A 16,433-nucleotide genomic window follows, 5' to 3' on the forward strand; every position below is an offset into this window, starting at 1 on the left:
TTGATGTCGAAAAAGCTCAAGGAGACTAAGCCATGGCGAACGGGCTCGATGATGTGGTGGCGGCGGAAACGGTGCTGTCCGACGTGGATGGGCTGGGCGGCCGCTTGACGATCCGGGGGTACTCCCTGCCGGAACTGGCCGGGCGATGGAACTATCCGCAGGTCGTTCGCCTGCTTCTCGACGGCTTCTTCTACGACCTTCCCGGAGACGCGGAACTGGCCGCGAGACTGGGCCAGGCGCGCGTCGAGGTGTTCGACCGGCTCTTGTCTTGCCTGCCCTTGCTGGCGCCGCTCGACGTCTATAGCGCCATGCGTGCCGGCATGGCGTTGCTGCCTGACGGCGAGACGCTGACGGACGCGCTTGGGCTGATCGCGGCGCCCGCCGTGCTGACGCCGGCGCTGTTGCGCCTGCGGCGCGGCGAGCAGCCGGTCGCGCCGGATGGGATGGCCGATCATGCCGCCGATATGCTGAGGATGCTCGACGGTTCCGTGCCGACGCCGGCTCTGGCAAGGGCACTCGACACTTACCTCGTGACCGTCTGCGACCACGGCCTCAATGCCTCGACCTTCGCCACGCGCATCGTCGCTTCGACGCAGGCCGGGCTGACATCGTCGGTGCTGGCTGGCCTCGGGGCGCTCAAGGGCCCACTGCATGGCGGCGCGCCCGGCCCTGTCATCGAGATGCTCGACGCCATCCAGGCGCATGGCGACACCGCCGGCTGGCTGCGCGGCGAGATCGCGCGTGGTGAACGCATCATGGGCTTCGGCCACCGCATCTACCGCGTGCGCGATCCGCGCGCCGATGTGCTGAAGGCGGTGGTGCGGCAACTCGGCGGGGAGGGCGAGACCTGTCGCCGGCTGGCCTTCGCCGAGACAGTCGAACAGGCTGCGCTCGATGTGCTTCGGATTGCCAAGCCGCAGCGCTCGCTGCAGACCAATGTCGAGTTCTACACCGCGTTGGTGCTGGAAGCGGCGGGTTTTCCCAGCCAAGCCTTCAGCAATGTCTTCGCGGCCGGGCGCGTCGCCGGTTGGGTCGCGCATGCGCGCGAGCAGCAGACGACGGGACGGCTGATCCGGCCGCTGTCGCGCTATGTCGGACCGATGCCGGACCTCGTCGCCTGAGCATCAAACCTGTTTGGAAGATACACCGCGCCCTCCGCCACAAGGCGGAGGGCGTTTCCGCATGATCGAAATTTCATGCCATCACGCGACCGTGCTCGTGTTCTTGCCTTGGTGCGTCCTTATATGCTGCACTGCAACATAGGTCTGCCGTGACGCTGACGTCCCGATTCCCGGGCACGCAATAAGTCAGGCACCGGGATCGACAGGAACGCATGACGAAGAACGGCAAGGCGGAGGAAGTAAAGAAGATCAACATCGCGCTTCAGGGCGGCGGTTCCCACGGGGCTTTTTCCTGGGGCGTGCTCGACCGGCTTCTGGAGGATGGCCGGCTGGAGATCGCAGCGGTGTCCGGCACAAGCGCGGGCGCGATGAACGCGGTGGCGCTGGCCGACGGCTTCGTTCGCGGCGGCGTCGAAGGCGCGCGCAAGAAGCTCGACGACTTCTGGCATGCGGTGGCGGCGAAGGGCCGGTTCAGCCCGGTGCAGCGCATGCCGTGGGACGTCGCCTGGGGCAATTGGTCGATCGAGAACACGCCGGGTTATGTCTTCTTCGACACCATGTCGCGCGTGTTCTCGCCCTATGTCGCCAACCCGCTCGGCCTCAATCCGCTGCGCGACGTCGTTGCGCAGGAGATTGATTTCAAGAATGTGCATGCCTGCAAGTCGATGGAACTGTTCATTTCCGCCACCAATGTCGAGACCGGACAGCTACGGGTGTTTTCCGATGGCGAGATCGACCTCGACACAGTGATGGCCTCGGCCTGCCTGCCGCAACTGTTCCGCGCCGTCGAGATCAAGGGCGTGCCCTATTGGGATGGCGGTTATGGCGGCAATCCGGCGCTCTATCCGTTCTTCAAGACGGCTGCCACCGAGGACGTGCTTTTGGTGCAGATCAATCCGGTCGTGCGCGAGGGAACGCCCAAAAGCGCCAACGAGATCCAGAACCGCATCGACGAGATCACCTTCAACGCCGGGCTGCTGCGCGAATTCCGTTCGATCGCCTTCGTCAAGGAACTGATCGCCGCCGGCCGCCTGCCGCGGGGCGAGTACCGGGACATCCGCATGCACCGCATTGACGCCGATGAGGCCTTCAAGGACCTGTCGGCATCATCGAAGGTCAATGCCGAATGGGCATTCCTGGCCTATCTGCGCGATCTTGGCCGCACCGCTGCCAGCGATTGGCTGGAGGAGAACTACGATGCCGTCGGCAAGCGGCCGACGCTCGACCTCTCCGGCGAGCTCGACGACGGCTTCAAGCCGGTGCGGGGTCCGGCACCTGGCCGACGGGTGAAGGAATTCCTGGCCGCGCGCAAGAACCCCGAAGCGGAGCGTCGCCGGGCCTGAACCCGCATCCGTCACACGGGCGTGATCTGCCGCGCGGTGCCAGCAAGTTCCTTCCGGCGCCAGCAACAACCATCGCGTGTGAGGCGCGCATCATCATGCTGACGCCTGCTGCCAGTGTCGTGCGGGCGCCGCTGTTGGGCGCCATCCCTCGACCGTATCCGGAACGGTGACTGGCGGGCGAGGAATACTGCCACGAACAGCACCAGCAGGCGTTTTGTTCGAGGCTATATCATGTCTCAAGCCTAGACGGCGGAACGCGATGGAGCAGACGCATCGAGGCGACCCGTCCTTGCTCCTGGAGCATCCGGCTTGACCAGGGAACGACGATCTGGATCAGAGTTGAACGGTCCGTTCTTCAAGCAATTCCAGTGTGTTGCGTGAAATGTCGCACGCCGGGATGGTCCGTCAGGCCGAGGTTATCATCGTGCTCGAAACCCGCGCCGGGTTGAAAATCGCTCCGCGCCGGCATCGTGCCTGCGAGAGCGGACGCCGGCCTTGCGGCGTCGGACCTTTCACGGCCGATCATCGGTCGCCAGCAAGCCCGCCAAAGCCGCACCGCCTCTGGGCAAAAAACGTTTCGCGGCACTCACGCCCGTCCGGCTTCGAAATGCTGCTGCAACTTTCCGACTATATTGCGTTGCAAACTTGATGTAGAAGCGCGCTTCGCCGATCACGGCAATTTGAACACGGCCTGGCGCGCACCCATATCGGCGACGCGCTCCTCGAGGAGGACGCAGTCCCGGCCAAACCCCGCAGTGGAAAAAACGACGATGCCGAAAATCAGGTTTCACAAGCTTGCTGCCATTGTTGTGCTCATCGGTTTCGCCGCCTGGATGGCGACGGGCGAGTTTTCATCCGTTGGCAGTGCCGCCGCCGACGCCCAGAGGGCGGCAGAGGCCGAAAAGGCCAAGACGCCGGAGGCCGGCAAGCCGAACATGGCGCAAGCCGAGCCGAAAGCCGCGCCGCGCACCGTCGCGGTGGTGACGCCGCCGCGCAAGACCTATGCGCGCGCTATCCGCATTTCGGGGTTGACCGAGGCCGACAAGCGGGCGGTGCTAGCAACGCGCGTCGCCGGTGTCATCGACAAACTGCCGGTCAGCCAAGGCCAGCACGTCAAGACGGGCGATCTGGTTCTGATGCTGGCGGCCGAAGAGAAAATCTCGAATGTCGACAACGCCAAGCAGTTGCTGGCGCAACGCAAGGCCGAGCTCGACGCCGCCGAACGGCTGGCCAAGACCGGCAATCTGCCGAAGCTGCAGCTCGACACGGCGCGCTCGAATTTGACCTCGGCGCAATCGATGCTGGAGACCGCGCAGGCTGAGCTCGACCGCAACGAGGTCAAGGCGCCGTTCGACGGCGTCATCGACAGGGTGCCGGTGGAACTCGGCAGCTCGGTCATGCAAGGCGGCGAGGTGGCGACCATCCTCAAGCTCGATCCGGTGATCGCCCGCGGCGAAATCAGCGAACGCGACCTGCGCTACATCAAGATCGGCGAAGAGGCCAATGTGCGCCTGGTCAACGACCAGAAGGTCACCGGCACCGTGCGGTATATCAGCCGCGACGCCTCCTCCCAGACCCGCACCTTCCGTGTCGAAGTGGCGATCCCAAATGCGGATGGCAGCATCCCCGCCGGTATGACGGCCGAGATCACGCTCAGCGCCGAGCCGACCGACGCGGTTCTGCTGCCGCGTTCGGTGGTGACGCTGGGTGACAAGGGCGATCTCGGCATCCGCGCCGTCGGCAGCGACGACAAGGTGGCCTTCTACCCGATCGACCTGGTGGACGACATGCCGAACGGTCTCGTGCTCGGCGGAATTCCGAAAGATGCGCGCATCATTGTCGCCGGCCAGGAACTGGTGAAGGAAGGCGATATCGTCAAGCCCGTCGAGGCCGACCAGGCGACCATCAACAAGCTGATCGGCGAAGCCACCGCCGGTACGCAGTAGCGCAAAGCCCGGCGTCGGGATCTCCGGCGCCTCCCGCCAGTTCGCCGCTTCCGAAGAAACAGCAGGCATCAAGTCATGGATATCGTCAGACTCGCAATCCACAACGCCCGCCTCACAATATCCGCCCTGCTGTTCCTGCTGGCGGCGGGCTGGGTCGCCTATCAGTCGACGCCCAAGGAAGCGGAACCCGACGTTCCGATCCCGATGATGTATATCAGCCTGATCTACCAGGGCATTTCGCCGGAGGATTCGGAACGCCTTCTCCTGCGGCCGATGGAAAGCAAGCTGAAGAGCCTAAAGGGCCTCAAGGAGATGCGCTCGGCCGCCTTCCAGGGCGGCGGCTACGTGCTTGTCGAGTTCCAGCCGCAGACCAATCTGGCCACGGCGCTCCAGGACACGCGCAGCAAGGTGCAGGACGCCAAGGCCGACCTGCCGCAGGCGGCCGAGGAGCCGACGGTCAACGAGGTCAACGTTTCCGAGTTTCCGGTCCTCGTCGTCACTCTGTCGGGCGACGTGCCGGAGCGCGTGCTGACGGCGGCTGCGCGCGAACTGCGCGACCGTATCGAAGAGGTACCGGGCGTGCTGGAAGGCTCGCTGCAGGGCGCGCGCGACGATCTGGTCGAAGTGGTCATCGATCCGGTGAAGCTGTCCTCCTACGGGCTGCAGCTCGACCAGCTGATGCAAGGCGTCGGCGCCTCCAACAGCCTGGTCGCCGCCGGCAATCTCGAAGGCTCGGAAGGCAAATACGCGGTCAAGGTGCCGTCGCTGATCGAGACGCCCGAGGACGTGGCCAACCTGCCGGTCGTCGCCACACCCAACGCCGTGGTGCAGGCCAAGGACATCGCCACCATACGCTCGACCTTCAAGGACGCCGAGACGGTCACTCGCCTCGACGGCAAGCCGGCCATCGCCATCGAGGTGAAGAAGCGCATCGGCGCCAACCTGATCGACACGCTGAACCATGTCAGGGAGGTGTCCGACACCTTCATCAAGACGATGCCCGAAGGCATGCATGTCACCTACACGCAGGACAAGTCGGTCTTCGTCAACCAGCTCTTGGGTGACCTCCAGAACCACGTCATGATCGCCGTGATCCTGGTGTTCATCGTCATTCTCTACGCGCTGTCGGGCCGCGCCTCGCTGCTCATCGGGCTGGCCATACCATCGTCCTTCCTGATCGGCATATTGCTGCTTGCCATGATGGGCTACACGATCAACATGATCGTGCTGTTCAGCCTCATCCTGGCTGTCGGCATGCTGGTCGACGACGCCATCATCGTCACCGAGTTCGCCGAGCGGCGCATGAGCGAAGGCATGCCGAAGGCGGATGCCTTCGCGCTCGCCGCCAAGCGCATGGCCGGCCCGGTCATCGCGGCGACGATGACGCGCATCGCCGCGTTCTCGCCGCTGCTGTTCTGGCCCGGCATCATCGGCGACTTCATGAAATACATGCCGATCACGCTGATCGTCACGCTGTCGGCCTCGATGCTCTATGCGCTGGTGTTCGCGCCGACGCTGGGCGCGATCTTCGCCAAGGCGCCGAAGCATCACGAGGACGACAACCGCGACGGCTGGTACATGGCCATCGTCAAGCAGGCGGTGCGCTTCCCGATCACCGTCCTGGTGCTCACCGTGGCGCTGCTGTTCGGCGTCGGCTACGCCTATTCGAAATACGGCGCCGGCGTCGAGTTCTTCCCCAGCGTCGAGCCGGACTACGGCCTGCTCTACGTGCATGCGCGCGGCAATCTTTCGCTGGCCGAGATGGATGCCGCCACCAGGACGGCGGAGAACAGGCTGCTCGGCTGGCCGGGCGTAAAATCGGTCTATACACGCGCCGGCAAGACTCAGGGCGGCGGCCAGGACATTCCCGAGGACGTCGTCGGCGTGATCCAGTACGAGTTCGTCGACTGGCGCGAGCGCAAATCCGCCAACCAGATCCTCAGCGACCTGCGCGGCGTCATGGCCGGCATTCCCGGCGTCGACGTCGAGGTGCGCGTGCCGGAGGCCGGCCCGCCGACCGGCAAGCCGATCCAGATCAGGCTTTCGGCCGCCGATCCCGCCGGGCTCGACGACAAGGCGCGCGAAGTGGCGGCGCGGATCGCCAAGGTGCCCAACGTCATCGACATTTCGGACGGCCTGCCGCCGCCCGGCGTCGACTGGGCGCTCGAGGTCGACCGCGCCAAGGCCGCCCAATACGGCATCAGCCCGACCTCGGTCGGCACCGTGGTGCAGCTGGTGACCAACGGCTTGAAGCTGTCGGAATACCGGCCGGCGGGCGCGGACGATGCCGTCGACATCCGCCTGCGCCTTCCGGAAGACCGGCGCACGCTGTCGACGCTCGACGAACTCAGGGTGCAGACGTCGCAAGGGTCGGTGCCGATCTCGAACTTCGTCGTGCGCAAGCCCGAGCCGACGGTCGGCATTCTCAACCGCATCGACGGCGCGCGCACCGTCGTGGTGCAGGCCAATGTCGCCGCCGGAGCGCAGGTCGCCGCCGTACAGGAGCAGGTGACCAAGGCGGTCTCGGACATGGATCTCGGCAGCGGCATACGCTGGAAGCTCGCCGGCTCCAACGAGGACAGCGCGGAAGCGAGCGCCTTCCTCAGCAAGGCCTTCGGCGCGGCGATCTTCCTGATCTTCCTGGTGCTGCTGGCGCAGTTCAACAAGTTCACCAGCGTCTGGCTGGTGCTGTCCTGCGTGGTCATGGCGACGATCGGCGTGTTCCTGGGCCTGCTTCTGACAGGCGAAGCGTTCGGCATCGTCATGTCGGGCATCGGCGTCATCGCGCTGGCCGGCGTGGTGGTCAACAACAATATCGTGCTGATCGACACCTATGACCGGCTGCGCGAGGAGGGCTGGGACAAGATGGAAGCGGTGCTGCAGACCTGCCGCGAGCGTGCCCGCCCGGTGGTGCTGACGGCGGTTTCGGCTATCCTCGGCGTGCTGCCGATCGCCTTCGGCCTCGGCCTCGAGATCTTCCATCATGAGACGACGATCAACGCGCCTTCGACGCAATGGTGGATTTCGCTGTCCTCGGCGATCGTGTTCGGCCTGTCCTTCGCCACCGTGCTGACGCTGGTGGTGACGCCGTCGATGCTGATGGTGTTCACCCGCGCCAAGGTCAAGCCAGGCGCGCGGCGAGGGTGGTTCAGCCGGCTGTTGCGACGCGGCAAGGGAGAGATCTCGCCGCAGGAGCCAGCAGCCGATGGCGACGCCGAGCCGGCAATCGCCTTCCCGAAGGCCGCCGAATAGAGCGGTTTCGCAAGCCAGGTCAAAAGGCAGCCCGGGAACTACCGGGCGGCCTTTTGCATTGTTCCCTCGGATTCAACCAGACGGCGAGGGCTCTAAAATGACGATCAGCACGATTCTCATCATCATCCTGATCCTGATCCTGATTGGCGCGGTGCCGGCATGGCCGCATTCGCGCTCCTGGGGTTACGGGCCGTCGGGCATCGTCGGCGTCGTCCTCGTCGTGGTGCTTATCCTGCTTCTGATGGGCCGGATCTGACCGGCACCGATTTGCGGCCGAGCACGCCGTTGCCGTCTTTTCGGCACGCTCGGCAGTCACGCTGCTTGGTGGGCCGGCCCGACGGCGACGCCGATATCCTGCAACGCTTCATGCACCGCCTGGTCCAGGTGTGTATGCGGGATTTCGCCGATGACCTCGTTCAGTCGCGCCGAGACCAGCCGGTGCGCTTCGAAGCGCAGATAGGACATCGAGACGATCTCGCGCCACATCGCCACGAACGGGCTGCCGGCGCGCAGCACCCACCACGGCATGAAGCTTAGTTTAAGCTTGCGTCCGAGCGCCTTTTCGGCGGCCGCCTTGATCTCGATGTCGGTGACGGCATGGCCCGGAAAATTCAGCGCCTCGTAAGAGCCGAGTTTGTCGAGATTGCGCGCCAGCGCAACGAAACCGACTGCGAAATCCGGCAGATAGGCCCATTCATGCACCAGATCGGCCGGGCCGGGCGCGGTGTAGATGCCCTTGCTCATCTTGGCGGCGACGACGAGGTCGAACCAGGAGCCGCTGCCGGTGCCGCCGAAGAAATCGCCGGCGCGCAGAATGATCGTGCGCACCCGACCCGCCTCAGCTTCACGGCGGAACAGCTCCTCCATGGCGCAGCGGATCCGCCCTTTCTCGGTCGTCGGATGGAACGGCGTGTCTTCCGTGATCACCGCCGGCATCGGCGAGCCATAATTGTAGACGGTGCCGGGGAAGAGATGCAGCGTGCCGTTGGCTCGGCAGGCGGTCATGACATTCTCGGCCATCGGCAGGCACTTGCCCCAGTCGGTGTAGATCGGGTTCAGGCCGTTGAAAATGATGTCGACGCCCTGCGTCGCGCGGATCAGAGACTCGCGGTCCAGCGCATCGCCGGCGACGGCCGTCGCGCCTGCAAGCTCAGCCGGCACCTTGCCGGTGCGGGTGATGGCGCGGACATCATAGCCCGCGTCGATGAAGGCCTTGGCGACCACGCGGCCGAGCCGGCCATTGGCGCCGAGGATTGCAATCTTGGTCATTCTTCGTCTCCTGTTTGCTGTGAAGCGACGGGACAAGCCCACCGCCTTGGGGATATCTCGGCGTCTGTTCAGCGGTTGCCGAAGAGGTCGCGGTTGCTGCCCTGGACGACCGGCTTCCGGATGATTGCATTCGACTTCTCGATCGATGTGGTGATCGTCTTGTCTTTGCTGGCGACAGGCGTCTGGCTGGCATTGTTCGAGCCGAACTTGTCGCTGCTTGCGAAAGCGGCGTTGGCGGCGATGAGGAGGGCAGCGGCGGTGAGTGCAATCCTGGTCATTTGGGTTACTCCTGATTGGCTTGTTGCAGGGCGTATCGATGTTTGCAGGCCGAATATGATTGCCTCACCAATGAATTGAAATTGACCATGTGTGCAGTTCTGATATTCAGTTGTGAATGGCTGATATCGACTGGAACCTGATCAAAAGCTTCGTCACGGTCGCTGAGACCGGCAGCCTGTCGGCCGCGGCGAGAAAGCTGTCGGCAAGTCAGCCGACGCTTGGCCGCCACATCTCGGAACTAGAACAGGCGCTCGGCGTCATCCTTTTCCGGCGCGGGCGAAGCGGCTACGCGCTGACGGAAGCCGGGGCCACTCTGTTAGAGCGCGGCAAGGCGGTGAGCGAGCAGGCGAGCGCTTTTTCACGGCTGGCGCTGGGTTCGGTCGAAGCGATCGAAGGGACGGTGCGCATCGCCGCCAGCGAGGTGGTGGCGGCCTATGTGCTGCCCGACATGATGGCGCGGCTCGGCATCGAGGAGCCCGGCATCGAGGTCGAGATCGTCGCTTCCAACCAGGTCGAGAACCTGCTGCGCCGGGATGCCGACATCGCCATCCGCATGGTCAAGCCGACACAGAACGAGTTGGTGGCGCGCAAGGTCTGCGATATCGCGCTCTGCGCCTGTGCTTCCCTAGCCTATCTCGACCGGTGCGGCCGCCCGCGCGAGCCGGCCGACCTGCTCGACCACGCGCTGATCGGCTTCGACCGGAGCGACGAGATGATCCGAGGCTTTACGCATTTCGGCATATCGGTCACGCGGAACAGTTTTCGCTTCCGGGCCGACAACCAGATCGTGCTTTGGGAGGCGGTGCGGGCGGGAATCGGCATCGGCCTCGGCCAGGAGCCGCTGGCCAAGCGGGACCCCCTGGTGGAGGATGTGCTGCCGGGCCTGCCGCTGCCCAAGCTGCCGGTGTGGCTGGCCATGCATCGCGACGTGCGCACCAGCGTGCGCATCCGACGCGTGGCGGATTTCCTTCACGAGGAACTGAAACGCTATTCGGCCGGCGCCGCGTCGGGAGCGAATTCGGCGCGATGAGCTAATCCGGCCATCAGCAGGACGACGATCAGCAGACCCGACATGGCGATGAAGATCGGGCCGAAGCTGGAATGCTCGGCGACGAAGCCGATCGCCGAGGGCGCCACGAGGATGCCGGAATAGCCCATGGTGGTGACGACGCTCATGCCGGTGCCCGATGACATGCCTTCCTGGTTCCCGCCGGCCGAAAAGATGATCGGCACCATATTGGCGATGCCGAAGCCGCACAGAGCGAAGGCGGAGATGGCAAGCCAGGGTGAGGGCGACAGGCCTGCGATCAGCATGCCGGCGGCAGCGATGATCGCCGAACCGCGCAACGTCGTCACGGCCCCGAAACGATTGCGCACGCCGTCGCCGAAGAAACGCATGATCGCCATGACACCGGAAAAGGCGGCGTAGGCGAGACCGGCAATGGCGAGATCGGCGCCGAGTTCCTGCCTGAGATAAAGCGCTGCCCAGTCGAGTACGGCGCCTTCGGAGACCATCGTCAGCAGCGCCATCAGGCCCACGAGGTAGACCAGCGGGTTGCCCGGCAAGGTGAATTTATGATGCTCGGCAGCCTGCGGCCTGCCCTCGGCGACGATATAGGGCACCGCCGCCGCGATCGCCGCGAAGGCAAGCGCCGTCACCACCGCGGCGTGGGCGAGGTGGCCGTAATTCTGGATGGCAAAGCCGCCAAGGGCACCGCCGGCGAAACCGCCGAGGCTCCAGAAGCCATGCGAGGAGGACATGATCGCGCGCGACAGCCGCCGCTCGACCACCACCGCATTGGCGTTCATGGCGACATCCATGCCGCCGATGGAGCCGCCAAAGATGAACATGGCGACGGCAGCCAGCGGCACGTTGGGCGCCAGCGCCACGACCAGCAGACCGAGGCTGCCGCAGAGGCCAAACCAGCGCAGCACGGTGCGCGAGCCGTGTTTCGAAATCAGGTGACCGCACCAGGTCATGGCGGTGACGGCGCCGGCGCCGAACAGCAGGATCAAAAGCCCCAGAGTGAACTTGGAAATGTCCAGGCGGGTCAGGAACACCGGGATCTGCGGCGCCCAGCTGCCGGTCAGGAAGCCGTTGGCGAGGAAGATGGCCGCCACGGCCCAGCGGCCGCGAATGGCGGTCTGCATTGCATTCGACGCGTTCATAGGCGAATCCGGTCAGAAAGTGGCTTTGCGCGGCAAATTAGATCGATTCAATTTTCAGTCAAGCGCTGCGCTCGGGAAGCATTTGGGCCAAACGAACGCCTAGGGTAATCGAGGACGTGAGAGACCACCTAGTGGTCTCTGGGTCGCCTGGCCTCGAATTCGGCCTTCTTGGCGTCGGAGGTTTCGGTCTGGTGCAGCGCCTGCCATTGCGCGTAAGGCATGCCGTAGACGATCTCGCGCGACTGGTCCTTGCTGAGATCGACGCCTTCGGCTTCCGCGGCCTCGCGATACCAGTTCGACAGGCAGTTGCGGCAGAAGCCGGCGAGGTTCATCAAATCGATGTTCTGCACGTCGCCACGCTCACGCAGATGCGCCACCAGCCGGCGAAAGGCGGCGGCCTCGAAGTCGCGTTTCTGTTCGTCGCTGAGTTCGGTCATCGAAACCTCCTCATAACGGCCCGGTGCGCGAGCCGAACATCTTCACTTGGTGTATATCGGGACGGCGATCGATCGCGTCAACGATCGGCGCCAGACGCTCAGCCCACGAAAGCGCATCCCCGCCGGTCGCGATCAGGTCCTGGCGGATTTCGATCAGCGCGTGGGCATAGCCGTTGACGATGGCGTGCCTGAACATGGTGTCGCCCCGCAGCGCGCCGTCATAGGGCTCGTTGTCGCCGACAACGAGGTTTTTGTCAGCGGCCAACATGTCGATCAGCGGCCGCGCCACGCGGTCGTCGCGGTCCCACAGCACGCCGACATGCCACGGCCGCTGCCTGCCCTGCATGACCGGCGTGAAGGAATGCACGGAGAAGATGAAGGGTGCCTTGCCGGAAGCCTGCGCGACCGAGGCGATCATGGCGCCGACGGCGTCGTGATAGGGCCGGTAGAAGCGGTCAAGCCGCCTTTCGCGCTCCTCCGGGGCGAGGGGATAGTTTCCCGTCACGACCGTGCCGTCATAGAGCTGACGGATCAGCGTCGGATCATCCTCGCCGCGATTGGGATCGATCAGCAGCCGCGAAAAATTGGCGAGCACCGCTGGCACGTCGAGCAACGCAGCGAGTTCGCGCGTCACCGCCTCGACGCCGATGTCATAGGCGATGTGGCGGTCGAACGCCGCCGCCGGCAGGCCAAGGCTGCCATAGTCTTCAGGCAGGTCGCGGCGGGCATGGTCGGCCAACAGCACCATGCCCCGCTTGCGGTCGCCCTCGACGACATCGAAAGGCGCGAAAACTGTGGATCGGGTCATTGGCGGGAAATGGTCTGTTCGCTGGCTTCCGGGGAGGATGCTATCGTCTTTCCACGAAGACGACGCGGGCGCAATGCCGTTGTTTGGCCAAGGTTTCCGCTGAAATCTGGCAAGGGGCGACGGATCGCGCGCCGGGAGCCTTCTTAAATCGATTGGAATTGGACAAAACGGCGCGTTGACATGCGCCCGGACTTTTCCGAAAAGGGGCGCAGAGAGATGCTGATGTGGTTCTTGAGGGGTTTCAGGATGAGTTCCGCCGGCGGGCGGCGCGTGCGCTTCGCCTTCGCCATGCCGCTCCTGACGCTCGCCGTGGGTTTGTCCGCGATGGTTGCGGCCTCGCCCGCCCGCGCTGATTTCCGCGTCTGCAACGCGACGCAAAACCTGGTCGGCGTCGGCATCGGCTATCGTGCCAAGGCCGGCTGGATCACCGAGGGCTGGTGGCACATCGAAGGATCGAGTTGCAAGACGCTGATCGAAGGGCCGCTGTCATCAAGGTTTTACTATCTTTATGCAGAAGACGCCGAACGCGGCGGACGCTGGGACGGCCCGATCAACATGTGCGTGGCTGAAAAAGAGTTCAAGATCGCCGGCGTCACCGATTGCGTCGCCCGGGGCTTCCAGCGCGCCGGATTCCAGGAATACGACACGGGCGAGCAGGCAAGCTGGATGGTCCAGCTAACCGACGACCCCGCAACGGGAGGCGCGCCAGCCGCCCCGGGAACAAACAGTCAATGAGACGCAGCCGCAAGGTCAAGATCCTAGCCACCATCGGTCCGGCCTCCTCTTCCGAGGAAATGCTGAAGAAGCTGTTCGAAGCGGGCGCCGATGTGTTCCGCATCAACATGAGCCATACCGATCACGAGTTGATGCGCACGCTGGTCGGACGCATCCGCGCTGTCGAGGAGACGGTCGGAAGGCCGATCGGCATCCTTGCCGACCTGCAAGGACCCAAGCTGCGCGTCGGCAAGTTCGCCAACGGCAAGGAGGTGTTGACCGTCGGCCAGACCTTCACGCTCGACGACAATCCCGAGCCCGGCACCGCGGCCAGGGTCTATCTGCCGCATCCCGAAATCCTGAGTTCGGTCGAGGCCGGTCACCGGCTGTTGATCGATGACGGGAAGCTGGAGCTGAAAGCGGTGAAGGCCAATGGCAAGGCGATCGTCTGCACCGTCGTTGCCGGCACCACGATTTCCGACAGAAAGGGCGTCAGCCTGCCCGATACCGACCTGCCGGTCGGCGCGCTGACCGAGAAGGACCGCAGGGATCTCGACGCGGTGCTCGCCACCGGCGTCGACTGGATAGCGCTGTCCTTCGTGCAGCGGCCGGAGGACCTGGCCGAAGCGCGCAAGATCGCACGCGGCCGGGCGCTGATCATGGCCAAGATCGAGAAGCCGCAGGCGGTTGCCCGTCTGGCCGAAATCATTGAACTCTCAGACGCGCTGATGGTCGCGCGCGGCGATCTCGGCGTCGAGATGCCGCTGGAAGCCGTGCCCGGGATCCAGAAGCAGATCACGCGCGCAGCGCGCCGCGCCGGCAAGCCGGTGGTGGTCGCCACGCAGATGCTGGAATCGATGATCACCGCGCCCGTGCCGACCCGCGCGGAAGTCTCCGACGTTTCGATCGCCGTCTTCGAAGGCGCCGACGCCATCATGCTTTCGGCCGAATCGGCCGCGGGCGCCTATCCGGTGGAAGCGGTGGCGATGATGAACCGCATCGCCACCAAGGTGGAAACCGATCCGACCTATGCAGGCATCATCAACGCCCAGCGTTCCGAGCCTGAAGCAACCGGCGCCGATGCGATCTCGCTGGCGGCCCGCGAAATCGCCGAGACGCTGAAACTGTCGGCGATCATCACCTACACGGCTTCCGGCACCACGGGCCTGCGCGCCGCGCGCGAGCGCCCGCAGGTGCCGATCGTGGCCCTGTCGCCGATCGTCAACACGGCGCGGCGGCTGTCGCTGCTGTGGGGCACGCACTGCGTCGTCTCCCCCGATGCCACCGATCTCGACGACATGGTCGATCGCGCCTGCCGCATCGCGCTTGAAGAGGAATTCGGCAAGCCCGGCGACCGCGTCATCATCACCGCCGGCGTGCCGCTAAGGACGCCCGGTTCGACCAATATGCTGCGCATCGCCTATGTCGGTTCGGACTTGGGCACCCGATAAGCCCGCCCCAGGGCGTCACCGCGTTGCGATCTTGAGAGCTCTTGTTGCCGCTGCGGCGTGGTCAATGCGCTGAAGGAAGCGACGCGCGCGGGGTATGGGATCTTGCAGGTATTGATCCGGTCCCCGCATCTTTCGCCGATTAAGTTCGGCAGTGTCGAGCAGATCGAAATCGACCTTTTCCAGCGTGCAGTGCCAGTCGGCGCTGTGCGAAGCCCATCCTCGTTTGTGGTGTTCCAGAAGCCGTTCGCAGCTGGAATAGCCATGGTAGTCGAAGGCGATCACGCCGTTGGTCACATAGATATGGTTTCCGGAATCGTTCCCGCTTGGAATGATCCGCTCGCCGTAAAATCCGTCCAGGGGAGGATAGCTGAGAAAGACGCCCGCAAGGATGGGGCAGGCGCCGTAACCGAAGAAGATGCGGTCCGGCAGCGCCCAGAATTTTTCGGGATTTTTCTTTATGCCGTGTTTGAGGACGTACATGCCGCTCCGGCCCCGATACCCTTTTTCGACGACCATTTTCGGAAGACGCACATCAGGTCGGCGCCAACTCCGCTTCGGGTTCCTTGAGGTCGGCGCATTTGCCGACGCCATAGGCATCGCCGGCGATCCGCGCTTCCACCGCCCTTGCCATTGCCTCCAGATCCACACTCCTGCCGGCGGCCTTCTCGATGGCGCCAACGACCAGATCAGACGCGATCCAGTCCGGCTTGTGGCCGAGATTGCGCACCCAGACCAGTTCGGCGCTGGCAATGTTGCGCTCGAGGCCGACCGAATGGATATGGGCGTAGACGACCTTGTCTCGATCGCCCGAGATGACCACGGTCGGCGCCTTGATCTCGGCGTAGCGCGGCGCGGCCCCAAGCGCATAGCGGTAGAGGCCGGCGACATCGCTGGCATTTGCGCGGAAGGCCGACGGTCTCAGCACCAGCGGGATCGCGGCCTTGGCGACATAATTGTCCGGCACTTTGTTGGGCGAGAAGACGCAGGTCGTAGCGTCGGCGATCCGCAGCATTCCTGCCGGATAGCTCAGCGTTTCGGAGAACAGCCGGCCGATCACCGGAATGGTGGTCAGGTCGTAGTACCAGGCGGTTGCGCCGCCGGGCCACGGATGGGTTGCCGGTGCCAGGAATACCAGCCCGAGCGTCTTGTCGGCATGCTCGCGGCCGAAGGCGGTCGTCACCGCGCCACCGAAGGAATGGCCGACGATGATAGCCTGCTTCATACCGAGATGGTCCATCAGCGCGGCGACGGTGTCGGCCTGCGACCACGGATCCTCGTTGTTGCCGGGCCCGCGTCCCGACCAACCGAATCCCGGCCGGTCGAAGAACAGCAATTCGGCGCGCCCTTCAAGCAACGGCCTGAGCGGCAGCATCTGATCCCTGAGATTGGCGCTGGCGCCGTGGATGAAGACAACAGGCGGCAGGTCGGCCTTGGCGGGGCCAGGAACGTGGACATAGTGGATGCGCGCGCCATCGATGTCGACGAATTCGCCGACGGCCGGGTTGCGGCGCTCGATCAGCCAGGAGCCGACGCGGGTGATGCCGACAAATCCAAAGACAAGCGCCAGAAGGAAGGCAAAGGCGGCATAGAGCAGGTTCATGTGGGATATACGAGAGGGAGTAGGGGAATAGGGGAGTAGGGGAG

The 16,433-nt window shown here is 64.5% G+C and carries 15 protein-coding genes; 8 read left to right on the forward strand and 7 right to left on the reverse strand.

Translation table 11 applies throughout. The features are described 5' to 3' along the window. Positions 1–32: 32 nt before the first annotated feature. The 5 genes from FJ946_RS27855 to FJ946_RS27875 all read left to right on the forward strand — a co-directional run bounded on the left by FJ946_RS27855 (position 33) and on the right by FJ946_RS27875 (position 7,918). Positions 33–1,121, forward strand: coding sequence for a citrate synthase/methylcitrate synthase (locus tag FJ946_RS27855; protein ID WP_140566900.1), 1,089 nt, complete (start codon positions 33–35; stop codon positions 1,119–1,121). 212 nt (positions 1,122–1,333) lie between these two features. Further along, the gene (locus FJ946_RS27860) at positions 1,334–2,464 is read left to right on the forward strand and encodes a patatin-like phospholipase family protein (protein ID WP_140566902.1); all 1,131 of its coding nucleotides are present in this window, start codon (positions 1,334–1,336) and stop codon (positions 2,462–2,464) included. 770 nt (positions 2,465–3,234) lie between these two features. Beyond that, a complete protein-coding gene (locus FJ946_RS27865; protein WP_140566904.1) occupies positions 3,235–4,410 on the forward strand; it encodes an efflux RND transporter periplasmic adaptor subunit in 1,176 nt (391 codons plus the stop codon). Between the two features lie 75 nt (positions 4,411–4,485). Continuing rightward, entirely contained in the window at positions 4,486–7,662 is a 3,177-nt protein-coding gene (locus FJ946_RS27870) for an efflux RND transporter permease subunit (RefSeq protein WP_140517580.1), read from the forward strand. 97 nt (positions 7,663–7,759) lie between these two features. Next, the gene (locus tag FJ946_RS27875; protein WP_140493366.1) at positions 7,760–7,918 is read left to right on the forward strand and encodes a DUF3309 family protein; all 159 of its coding nucleotides are present in this window, start codon (positions 7,760–7,762) and stop codon (positions 7,916–7,918) included. Between the two features lie 56 nt (positions 7,919–7,974). Here FJ946_RS27875 and FJ946_RS27880 read toward each other — a convergent pair whose 3' ends face one another. Together FJ946_RS27880 and FJ946_RS27885 are read right to left on the reverse strand one after the other, a co-directional pair. Then, positions 7,975–8,931 carry an SDR family oxidoreductase gene (locus tag FJ946_RS27880; protein ID WP_140566906.1) on the reverse strand — a complete coding sequence of 319 codons (957 nt, stop codon included), beginning with the start codon at positions 8,929–8,931 and terminating at the stop codon, positions 7,975–7,977. A gap of 68 nt (positions 8,932–8,999) precedes the next feature. Then, the gene (locus FJ946_RS27885) at positions 9,000–9,209 is read right to left on the reverse strand and encodes a DUF680 domain-containing protein (protein ID WP_140566908.1); all 210 of its coding nucleotides are present in this window, start codon (positions 9,207–9,209) and stop codon (positions 9,000–9,002) included. 116 nt (positions 9,210–9,325) lie between these two features. Between FJ946_RS27885 and FJ946_RS27890 the strand changes: the two genes are divergently transcribed. After that, complete coding sequence (locus FJ946_RS27890; RefSeq protein ID WP_140566909.1) at positions 9,326–10,240, forward strand: LysR family transcriptional regulator; 915 nt, start codon at positions 9,326–9,328, stop codon at positions 10,238–10,240. Here FJ946_RS27890 and FJ946_RS27895 read toward each other — a convergent pair. The 3 genes from FJ946_RS27895 to FJ946_RS27905 all read right to left on the reverse strand — a co-directional run bounded on the left by FJ946_RS27895 (position 10,198) and on the right by FJ946_RS27905 (position 12,624). After that, positions 10,198–11,379 carry an MFS transporter gene (locus FJ946_RS27895; protein ID WP_140517584.1) on the reverse strand — a complete coding sequence of 394 codons (1,182 nt, stop codon included), beginning with the start codon at positions 11,377–11,379 and terminating at the stop codon, positions 10,198–10,200. The genes FJ946_RS27890 and FJ946_RS27895 overlap by 43 nt on opposite strands. Before the next feature lie 128 nt (positions 11,380–11,507). Beyond that, the gene (locus FJ946_RS27900) at positions 11,508–11,816 is read right to left on the reverse strand and encodes a DUF1244 domain-containing protein (protein WP_140493382.1); all 309 of its coding nucleotides are present in this window, start codon (positions 11,814–11,816) and stop codon (positions 11,508–11,510) included. Positions 11,817–11,826: 10 nt separating this feature from the next. Then, complete coding sequence (locus FJ946_RS27905) at positions 11,827–12,624, reverse strand: N-formylglutamate amidohydrolase (RefSeq protein WP_140493385.1); 798 nt, start codon at positions 12,622–12,624, stop codon at positions 11,827–11,829. A 246-nt stretch (positions 12,625–12,870) separates the two neighbouring features. Here FJ946_RS27905 and FJ946_RS27910 point away from each other — a divergent pair, with 246 nt between their 5' ends. Beyond that, a complete protein-coding gene (locus tag FJ946_RS27910; RefSeq protein WP_140493388.1) occupies positions 12,871–13,359 on the forward strand; it encodes a DUF1036 domain-containing protein in 489 nt (162 codons plus the stop codon). Continuing rightward, positions 13,356–14,789: a pyruvate kinase gene (gene pyk / locus FJ946_RS27915; protein WP_140493391.1), complete on the forward strand. Its 1,434-nt coding sequence runs from the start codon at positions 13,356–13,358 to the stop codon at positions 14,787–14,789. Before FJ946_RS27910 ends, pyk begins: the two co-directional genes overlap by 4 nt. 15 nt (positions 14,790–14,804) lie before the next feature. Here the strand turns inward: pyk and FJ946_RS27920 are convergent, their stop codons facing one another. Beyond that, on the reverse strand, positions 14,805–15,269 hold the full coding sequence (locus FJ946_RS27920) for a hypothetical protein (RefSeq protein ID WP_140566911.1): 465 nt from the start codon (positions 15,267–15,269) through the stop codon (positions 14,805–14,807). Positions 15,270–15,321: 52 nt separating this feature from the next. Next, the gene (locus FJ946_RS27925; RefSeq protein ID WP_140566914.1) at positions 15,322–16,389 is read right to left on the reverse strand and encodes an alpha/beta hydrolase; all 1,068 of its coding nucleotides are present in this window, start codon (positions 16,387–16,389) and stop codon (positions 15,322–15,324) included. Between the last annotated feature and the right edge of the window lie 44 nt (positions 16,390–16,433).

This window comes from Mesorhizobium sp. B2-4-7, assembly GCF_006442685.1.
Classification (GTDB): Bacteria; Pseudomonadota; Alphaproteobacteria; order Rhizobiales; family Rhizobiaceae; genus Mesorhizobium.

Coding starts and splice junctions, on each gene's coding strand:
- FJ946_RS27855 (WP_140566900.1), top strand. CDS start 33: ATGGCGAACGGGCTCGATGATGTGGTGGCGGCGGAAACGGTGCTGTCC.
- FJ946_RS27860 (WP_140566902.1), top strand. CDS start 1,334: ATGACGAAGAACGGCAAGGCGGAGGAAGTAAAGAAGATCAACATCGCG.
- FJ946_RS27865 (WP_140566904.1), top strand. CDS start 3,235: ATGCCGAAAATCAGGTTTCACAAGCTTGCTGCCATTGTTGTGCTCATC.
- FJ946_RS27870 (WP_140517580.1), top strand. CDS start 4,486: ATGGATATCGTCAGACTCGCAATCCACAACGCCCGCCTCACAATATCC.
- FJ946_RS27875 (WP_140493366.1), top strand. CDS start 7,760: ATGACGATCAGCACGATTCTCATCATCATCCTGATCCTGATCCTGATT.
- FJ946_RS27880 (WP_140566906.1), bottom strand. CDS start 8,931: ATGACCAAGATTGCAATCCTCGGCGCCAATGGCCGGCTCGGCCGCGTG.
- FJ946_RS27885 (WP_140566908.1), bottom strand. CDS start 9,209: ATGACCAGGATTGCACTCACCGCCGCTGCCCTCCTCATCGCCGCCAAC.
- FJ946_RS27890 (WP_140566909.1), top strand. CDS start 9,326: ATGGCTGATATCGACTGGAACCTGATCAAAAGCTTCGTCACGGTCGCT.
- FJ946_RS27895 (WP_140517584.1), bottom strand. CDS start 11,379: ATGAACGCGTCGAATGCAATGCAGACCGCCATTCGCGGCCGCTGGGCC.
- FJ946_RS27900 (WP_140493382.1), bottom strand. CDS start 11,816: ATGACCGAACTCAGCGACGAACAGAAACGCGACTTCGAGGCCGCCGCC.
- FJ946_RS27905 (WP_140493385.1), bottom strand. CDS start 12,624: ATGACCCGATCCACAGTTTTCGCGCCTTTCGATGTCGTCGAGGGCGAC.
- FJ946_RS27910 (WP_140493388.1), top strand. CDS start 12,871: ATGAGTTCCGCCGGCGGGCGGCGCGTGCGCTTCGCCTTCGCCATGCCG.
- pyk (WP_140493391.1), top strand. CDS start 13,356: ATGAGACGCAGCCGCAAGGTCAAGATCCTAGCCACCATCGGTCCGGCC.
- FJ946_RS27920 (WP_140566911.1), bottom strand. CDS start 15,269: ATGTACGTCCTCAAACACGGCATAAAGAAAAATCCCGAAAAATTCTGG.
- FJ946_RS27925 (WP_140566914.1), bottom strand. CDS start 16,389: ATGAACCTGCTCTATGCCGCCTTTGCCTTCCTTCTGGCGCTTGTCTTT.